The organism is uncultured Campylobacter sp. (genome assembly GCF_938040115.1).
Lineage (GTDB): Bacteria > Campylobacterota > Campylobacteria > Campylobacterales > Campylobacteraceae > Campylobacter_A.
This window is the reverse complement of the sequence record NZ_CALHXD010000129.1, coordinates 1-7781: the sequence shown is the minus strand read 5'-3', so window position 1 is coordinate 7781 and position 7781 is coordinate 1. Positions and strand designations below refer to the sequence as shown.

The window sequence follows — 7781 nt, the reverse complement described above, 5'->3', positions numbered from 1 at the left end:
GAGCAAGATACGGTTTGCTTTCGGATAAATTCGCATGATACCTCAAAGGCCTCATGCAAAAGCGATTTTCTTACATTCTTGTTTTTTAAGTACCAAGTAGTCTAGCCAAGATGCCTTTTGCGGGTTGCCTCGGTTAGATTAGGTTTGTTTCGCTATTAGGGTTTAAAGCTTTGCAGACTAGCGAAATTTGCGCCGCAGGCTTTAAATGCGAAAAAAGCATCAAATTTGACGCAAATATGAAATTGCGAGTAAAACAAAGGCTTGATCTTAAAAAATCGTCTCTCGCGAACGTGATGAGAGGGTGGGTTGGAGTGCTCGCTAGCATCGGCTCGTCTGCACCTTTTGTCGGGCTTTTTGGGACGGTTTGGGGCATAATGAACAGCTTTGTGGGTATAGCAAACAGCAACAACGCCAGCCTAAGCGTGGTGGCTCCTGGTATTGCAGAGGCGCTTTTTGCCACAGCTCTTGGGCTCGTAGCCGCGATACCAGCGGTTTTGGTTTATAACTATCTGGTGCGGTGTAGCGTTAAATTTAATGCTCGTTTAGGGCTGCTTAGTTCTCAAATTTATTTGATATTTGATAGACTGGCTGCGGAAAATGAATAGCGAAGAAGAGCTAAGCGAGATAAACGTAACGCCTTTTATCGACGTTATGCTTGTACTTTTGATTATATTTATGGTAGTTACGCCCATAGTAACCAGCTCTGTGAAAGTCGAGCTGCCAAAATCTGTTGCCAAACAAAAAGAGGACGTAAATAAGCCTATAATCTTAAGTATAAATGATAAATTCGAAATTTATTTGGGCAGTCAAGCCGTTTTAGCGGAGAATATCGCGCAGGCGCTGGATATAAAAAGCGGACGCAACTATGAGGCGATAGTGTATTTTCACGTCGATAAAAGCGTGCCTTATGAGATTTTGATCAATGCCGTCGAGCGAGTGAAGATAGCCGGATATACTAAAATAGCTTTTTCGACAAAGGTTGTAAACTGATGAAAATTCCGCGTCTTGCTTGGGTATTTGCTTTTATTCTTGCTTCAGCGTTGCATGCGGCACTTTTTGTTTTTATCGCAAATAGTGGCAAGGCTATAAATTTGGAGCAGAATTTCGGTGGCTTTGATTATCCGATAAAAAATGACCAAATCGAGTCGATTATGATAATTTCAGATCTATCGATAGGCGATTTCAAAGAGGCTGCCGTAAATTCTCAAAAATCCTCCACACCGCAACTTGAAGAAGAAACAGCGGCCAAAGAAGAGGAAAAGCCAGAGATAGCCTCGTTAGAGGAGGTAAAATCTCAAATTGAAGTCGTAAAAAAACAGGAAACGCCAAAAAAAATAAAACCTAAAATAAAACCGAAGAAAATAGTAAAAAAACCAGTAAAAATCGCCGAAGAAACAAATAAAAAAAGCAATGAAGACACACAAAAAGTTTCAAATTTGGACTCGGATATAAACTCCGTAGTAAAGGATAACGTAGCTTCGGCCCCCATTAGCGGTAGTGGAACTAGGATAGTCGGCAGTTTCGCAGGTTCCGGTGCAGATAAAAAAAGTTGGCAAGGTATGGTTGTGTCGCACTTAAACAAGCACAAAAAATACCCGAGCGATGCTCTTCTAAGTGGATTTGAAGGTGTCGTTTACGTAAGAGTAAAAATAGCAGCTAACGGCGAAGTGCTAAGCGTTTTATTGACTAAAGGGAGCAAATTTGAGATTTTAAACAACGAAGCGACGGAGCTTTTTAACCGCGCTTCACCCCTGCCGTCACCTCCTAGTGAAATGATGGGCTCAGATCACGATCTGACGTTAAATTTTCCAATCGAATTTAATATAAAAAAATATAAAGCCTCAAAAAAATAAATTTATCTATCGTGCCATAGTTTAAAAAGAGTTAATTAAAGATAACCGGTATAAGTAAAAATTTATATATGCGGTGATACAATTCTTAAATGATAAGATAATGATTTTGATACGGCTTACCATATAGTTATAGAAGTTATTGACGCCTTCAAATTTAAGCCGCCTGACATCCGCTTATAAAAAATAATCTAGAAGGAAGCATCATGAATAGTTTTAAATTTAACATAGCTTGCATATTGGCTATTTGTTTAGCGAGCGCCGACGCAAAAGACGTCGATTTTAGTACCTTGGAAGTCTCGGCTACTGAGGTCAAAAATAGCGAAAAGGCGTTTTCGACGCCTGGAGCCGTTAGTTCGCGAGAGGATATTAGAAGCGAAAATCAAAGTATAGACTCCGTAGTTAGAAGCTTGCCAGGCAGCTACACGCAAATAGACCAATCCCAGGGCAGTGTGTCCGTAAACATCCGCGGGCTTACAGGGCTTGGGCGCGTAAACACGATGATAGATGGAGTTACGCAGACTTATTACGGTACGTCGAGCGATACGGGTGGGGTTCATAACTTTACCGGCAACATTGGCACTTCAGCCTTTGGAGCACTCATAGATCAAAATTTCCTAGTAGGTATAGACATCGAGAGAGGAAGTTTTAGCGGTGCCCAAAACGGGCTTATGGGAAGTGCGAATTTTAGAACCATAGGCGTAAATGACGTTATAACTGACGACCACATTTTTGGCTTTTTAGGTAGATATAGCTATGGCTCAAACGGCGTGGGGCCAAGCTATATGGGTAGTGTCGCGGCAAAAAAAGAATTTGACGGCGGACAAAGCCTAGGCGTACTTTTTGGATATAGCGGTAAAAAAATCTCGCAAGACTATAAGATAGGCGGCGGTGGCAAAATAAAAGACAATGATAAAGACATCGACGGAGACGGCGTGCCTGATTTGCCTACAGCGTTAGATACCGATTCGCTGGAGCAACGTCCTAAAAGCTATCTTTTTAAGCTGGAATACGATAGTGAGATAAATAAAGCTATTTTGACATATAGGAGATATAGCAACTATCTAGCTAAAAGAGATATAACCAGCGACAACTATCAGCTTGATTATCGTTTTGATCCGTATTCTGACCTGATCGATATAAATTTGCTCTTATCTTATAATAAAACCAGACAAATTTACGATAAAAAAGCAAGACTGGCGTGGGCGGATCTTGAAAAGGGGATGAAATTTAAAAATAGTTCTCTGGTTTTTGATCTTAGCAATACCTTTTTGTTTGATATAACAGATAAGCTTAAATTTAGCTCAAAACTAGGCATAAATGCCCTAAATAACGAATATAAACGCGTTACTCGAGACGAGGCGTACTCTACACTTAGGACGTCGTATCCTATACCAGACGGTAAACAAAAGATATTTAATTATTATTTAGATAATTCGCTTGAGTACGACATTTTTACCTTCGATGCAAATTTAAATCTCGTAAATTGGAAAACGAGCGGTATAAAAGGCAAATGTTTAGCAGGTAATCCTTACTGCTCTCCACAAGAGGCCGGAGACTTTAAAAGAAAAGATACCGATTTAAACTATTCTCTTATGGCTTCAGCCAAGATTGACGAGTTGTTTTCGCCGTTTATCAGCTACGAAAGGACGACTAGGCCGCTAAACGTACAGGAACTTTTTTCTTCCGGCTCTGTTTATGAAGATATAAACACCGGGCTAAAACCAGAAACCGCAAAAACCTATCAGATCGGCTTTAATAGCCACAAGCACGGTATTTTTTCGGACGACGACGTTTTTGGGCTTAAAGCCGCTTACTACAATACTAAAATAAAAAATTTTATCTACGATAGGATAATCGGCTACACAAATGCTAGCGGCGACGTTACGATGTTTTTGGCTAGATTAAATGACAAAGCCACCTTAAAAGGCTTTGAGCTCGAGTTTTTATACGATATGGACGTATTTTACGCCAAAGCCTCATACACTCGTCAAAAATCTTCCTATCAGCCCTCAGATAGTTTCGCGCTAGACTGGACGAACGGACCTGCTAGTGGAACTACGCAGTTTAGCGAACTGCCGAAATATTACGCTACGATAGACGTTGGAACTAGGCTTTTTAATGAAAAGTTAGTTCTTGGTTCTATAGCCAAAATTACTGGTAAGGCAAAAAGGATAAATCCTAAATTTAACTGGGGTGCTTTTGACGAAAATGATCCGAGATTTAAGATTATCAATACACAAGAACTGCCAAAAATCCCAACTATTTTCGATTTTTACCTCACCTTCGAGCCGATTAAAAATTTAACCTTTAAATTTGAAGTGCAAAACGTATTCGACAAAAACTACATGGACGCGCTTTATACTTATAACTCATCTTACTCCAGCGACGTATTTAACGACGACATCACTATCTTTAACAACGCTGCCAGGGGTAGGACGATACTGGGGAGTTTTGAGTATAGATATTAAATTTAACGACCGAGTCGCTGCGATAAAAGCGGCGCTCTTGGTTTCTGCTCTAAAATTGACTTACATAATCTTTTTTTGCTAAATTTGACCGCATATAAATTTAAGCCTATTTTGCTACTATTTCAGACGAAAATTAACTCAAATGGAGAATACGTGAAAAAATTGATCTTTGTTACGGTGCTTTGGGCGTTTAGCTTTAGCCTCATCGGCGAGTTTTTGGCGGGGCGAGTGGATAGCTACTTTGCCGCGTTTTCGCGCGTAGTGCTTGCGCTTGGCGTATTTTTGCCCTTTATGATTAAGGATTTTGCCGCAAAAAACCTCGCTCTCTACGCCAAAGTAGCCGCGATCGGCGCGATTCAGATCGGCGCGATGTATATTTTTTACTACAACTCGTTTGCCTACCTTAGCGTCGCCGAGGTCGCGCTCTTTACGATATTTACGCCGTTTTACGTGAGCGTGGTTTATGATGTGCTCGCGGGCAGGCTTAGGCTGCTGTATCTGTTTAGCGTAGGTATCGCGGTCTTTGGCGCTCTCATTATCAAATACGGTAACGTAAATGCCGGCTTTTGGCATGGATTTTTGCTCGTGCAGGGGGCAAATTTATGCTTTGGCGTCGGACAGAGCGCGTATAAATTTTTACTGGAAAAGCGTGATTTTAACGAGCAGCGAGGCGTTTTTGGTTACTTTTTCGTCGGAGCCGCCGCGGTTACGGGCGTAGCATTTTCCATGTTTGGCAATCCTGAAAAAATCAACCTCGACCTCACGCAGGGTGCGGTTTTGCTGTGGCTTGGTATCGGAGCTAGCGGTCTAGGATACTTTTTATGGAACAAAGGCGCATGCGAGGTAGATAGCGGAACTCTAGCCATCATGAATAACACTCTCATACCTGCAGCCATCATCGTAAATTTAGTATTTTGGCATAAAGATGCGGATATACTAAGACTCTGCCTAGGCGGTGCGGTGATTTATATCTCGCTACTCATTCACAATAAAATCATCGCACACTACGAGCTAGCAAGCATAGCGGCAAAATAACCTAAATTTGAAGCCAAATTAGGCTAAATTTAAAACTAGCGCGACGTTTAGGCTTGCTGTCGTAGCGGTTGCTTAGTGGTTTGATTTGCAACCGTAAATCCATATTCTTTAATTTAAAAAATAGAATTTAACGAGTTTGGAGATTATTATGAAATGGCTTGAGGCTTGCAAAAGAGTTTTAAGGCTCTAAAAAACTCTAGCCTCAAATTTTCCCTCTTTTCTGAAATATTTAAAATACACGTAAATACAAAATGGCGGGATAGAAATATACCAAAAAGCGCAAATAGCAAGAAAAAGAAGCCCAAAAAACATAAAAGCAAAATAGAATACGACGCCAATAAACAAGCCATTAACCAAATCGTCCATTTTAGCGCCTCCGTTGTATAAATTTGCATCTCAATTTTAATAATATAAAGATAAAAAAGGCTGAAAAATGATTAAAAACTGCACTATACGCGTAGGCCGACGCGCCGACGTGTGCTTTAGATGGGTCGAGGGGACGAAATCCCTCGTCACAAGGGCGGGCTTCACTCGTCCGCGAAGTTAAAAGGAGCGTAGCGGGATGACAAAAAATACAACTATGACCTTTGGAATAGACCTAGAGTTATGTAAATAATTTTGGCGACAATCAAAACATACATAAAATGGTTTTACGGTAGTTAAAACAAAATAGCATATGTGTTATGCTTTACTAAAAGCACAAAAATTACACTTTACCAGCTGGTAGTTGGTTTGGAATATTCTATTTTACTTTTTAAACATTATATATGTCGAGAATAGTGTATTTTTGGATATTTGTAAGTTTATATGGTGCCCGAGGTCGGACTCGAACCGACACAAGGTTGCCCTTACCAGATTTTGAGTCTGGCGCGTCTACCGGTTTCACCACTCGGGCTAATTAAAGAAGTGAGATTTTACCTTGAAAGATATAAAAAAGAGATTAAAAAACATGAAAGCCCAATCTTGAGCTTTCATGAAAGGGTGATTATTTCTTTTTGCCTTTTTTGCCTGCGCCTGCTACTACTGCTTCTTTTAATTTTTTGCCTACTTTAAATTTAACCGCTTTGCTGGCAGGAACATCTATAACTTTCGTAGTTCCCGGTACTCTTGCTTTTCTAGCGGCTCTTTCGGCAGTAGCGAATGTACCAAAGCCTATAAAGCTAATGCTATCGCCGTTTTTAAGAACCTCTTCGATAGTCTCTAGTGCGGCATCAACTACCTTTAGAGAATCTTTTTTAGAAAGACCGGCCTTATCGGCAACAGCTTGAATAAAATCAGCTTTTTTCATAGAACCATCCTTAATAAGAAGTGATATGCGGGCATTTTACAACGTTTTTATAAAAAATACAATAGTTTTTAGCCGAAAATTTAACGATTTTTGCGCGAATTTGACTAAAAAGCTCGAATTTTAGACTATTTGCACCAAAAACTCGCTTTTTAGTCCAGTTTTTTTGATGTCTATAAGGCGCAAATTTTCTATATCGGTTTTGCAAAGTTCGCTGAAGTTTTTTACCCCGTTTTGCGCTACTTGCCTCAAAACTATCCCGCGGTATGCTTTGGCATAGTGACTGACGACTTTACCGTTTTTTAGAAATTTAAAGGTCGCAAATGGTTTTTGTATGCGGTAAAATTTCTCGTAAAACTCGGCTCTAAGGTCTAAAATATCGTCATTCCCCAGCCACTCATCTATCTCGTTGCTAAAATTTTGCCTATAAAATTCCTCCAAATTTAACCCGTCTATCCGCTCGCCTTGCTTTAGTTTGTATTCAGGCAGTGCATCCGCTGCCGTCACAGGCCCGAATAAATTTGAAAAAATCAACGTATTTTTATCTATAAACTCCTGCGCCGCGCTATCAAGGCTGCGGTAATCAAGGTGTTTGTAGGCTACTCCGTCATATCGCAGGATTGCTTTTACCGCGCCTTTTTTAAAAAGGCTTTCTCGCAAACTCGGCTCATCGGTCAAATTTTTAACGCCGAAAAGTTTTGAAATTTGCTCCAATCCGGCCGTTTGCAAGAATTCATCGTAAATTTTTAAAATTTCATACCGTTTTTCATATAAATTTGGAAAAATAAAGGCGTTTTTATCTATAAATTTATTTGGACTTACGGCGGTTTTTGCTTCGCTCGGCGAAAAGAGTACTTTCATTTGTTCTCCTTAAATTTGGCAAAATCATATCAAAAACTAAATAAATTTTGAAATTTGACGATATAACGAGTGGAACTTTATTTGCTTGCAAGAGCTCAATTAAATTTAAGGAAAAATGCGATGAGAATGACAAATCAGCTGATGAAATTTACGAATAACTACGACTATCAGACCAATATGAAAGCGCTTTACAAGCTAAATACGCAAATTTCAAGCGGTTTAAAAATCCAAAATTCTTTCGAGGATAGTAGTATTTACAATGACGGCATGAGGCTTGAT

At 39.9% G+C, this 7781-nt stretch carries 7 protein-coding genes and 1 tRNA gene; 5 read left to right on the top strand and 3 right to left on the bottom strand.

The features are described 5' to 3' along the window. Window positions 1-170 precede the first annotated feature (170 nt). From Q0314_RS04955 to Q0314_RS04935, 5 genes are all read left to right on the top strand, one after another. Entirely contained in the window at window positions 171-605 is a 435-nt protein-coding gene (locus Q0314_RS04955; RefSeq protein ID WP_298057181.1) for a MotA/TolQ/ExbB proton channel family protein, read from the top strand. Next, on the top strand, window positions 598-990 hold the full coding sequence (locus Q0314_RS04950) for a biopolymer transporter ExbD (protein ID WP_002950784.1): 393 nt from the start codon (window positions 598-600) through the stop codon (window positions 988-990). Before Q0314_RS04955 ends, Q0314_RS04950 begins: the two co-directional genes overlap by 8 nt. Further along, window positions 990-1853, top strand: a complete 864-nt coding sequence (locus Q0314_RS04945) for a TonB family protein (RefSeq protein WP_298057176.1) — start codon at window positions 990-992, stop codon at window positions 1851-1853. Before Q0314_RS04950 ends, Q0314_RS04945 begins: the two co-directional genes overlap by 1 nt. 203 nt (window positions 1854-2056) lie before the next feature. Beyond that, window positions 2057-4321: a TonB-dependent receptor gene (locus tag Q0314_RS04940; RefSeq protein ID WP_298057173.1), complete on the top strand. Its 2265-nt coding sequence runs from the start codon at window positions 2057-2059 to the stop codon at window positions 4319-4321. 153 nt (window positions 4322-4474) lie between these two features. Further along, on the top strand, window positions 4475-5356 hold the full coding sequence (locus Q0314_RS04935; protein WP_298057171.1) for a hypothetical protein: 882 nt from the start codon (window positions 4475-4477) through the stop codon (window positions 5354-5356). 808 nt (window positions 5357-6164) lie between these two features. Here Q0314_RS04935 and Q0314_RS04930 read toward each other — a convergent pair. From Q0314_RS04930 to Q0314_RS04920, 3 genes are all read right to left on the bottom strand, one after another. Beyond that, a tRNA-Leu gene (locus Q0314_RS04930) sits at window positions 6165-6251 on the bottom strand. A gap of 90 nt (window positions 6252-6341) precedes the next feature. Continuing rightward, window positions 6342-6644 (bottom strand): HU family DNA-binding protein, encoded by a 303-nt coding sequence (locus tag Q0314_RS04925; RefSeq protein WP_002948071.1) that lies wholly within the window; start codon window positions 6642-6644, stop codon window positions 6342-6344. A 120-nt stretch (window positions 6645-6764) separates the two neighbouring features. After that, on the bottom strand, window positions 6765-7502 hold the full coding sequence (locus Q0314_RS04920) for a YaaA family protein (RefSeq protein ID WP_298057168.1): 738 nt from the start codon (window positions 7500-7502) through the stop codon (window positions 6765-6767). Window positions 7503-7781: the final 279 nt, after the last annotated feature.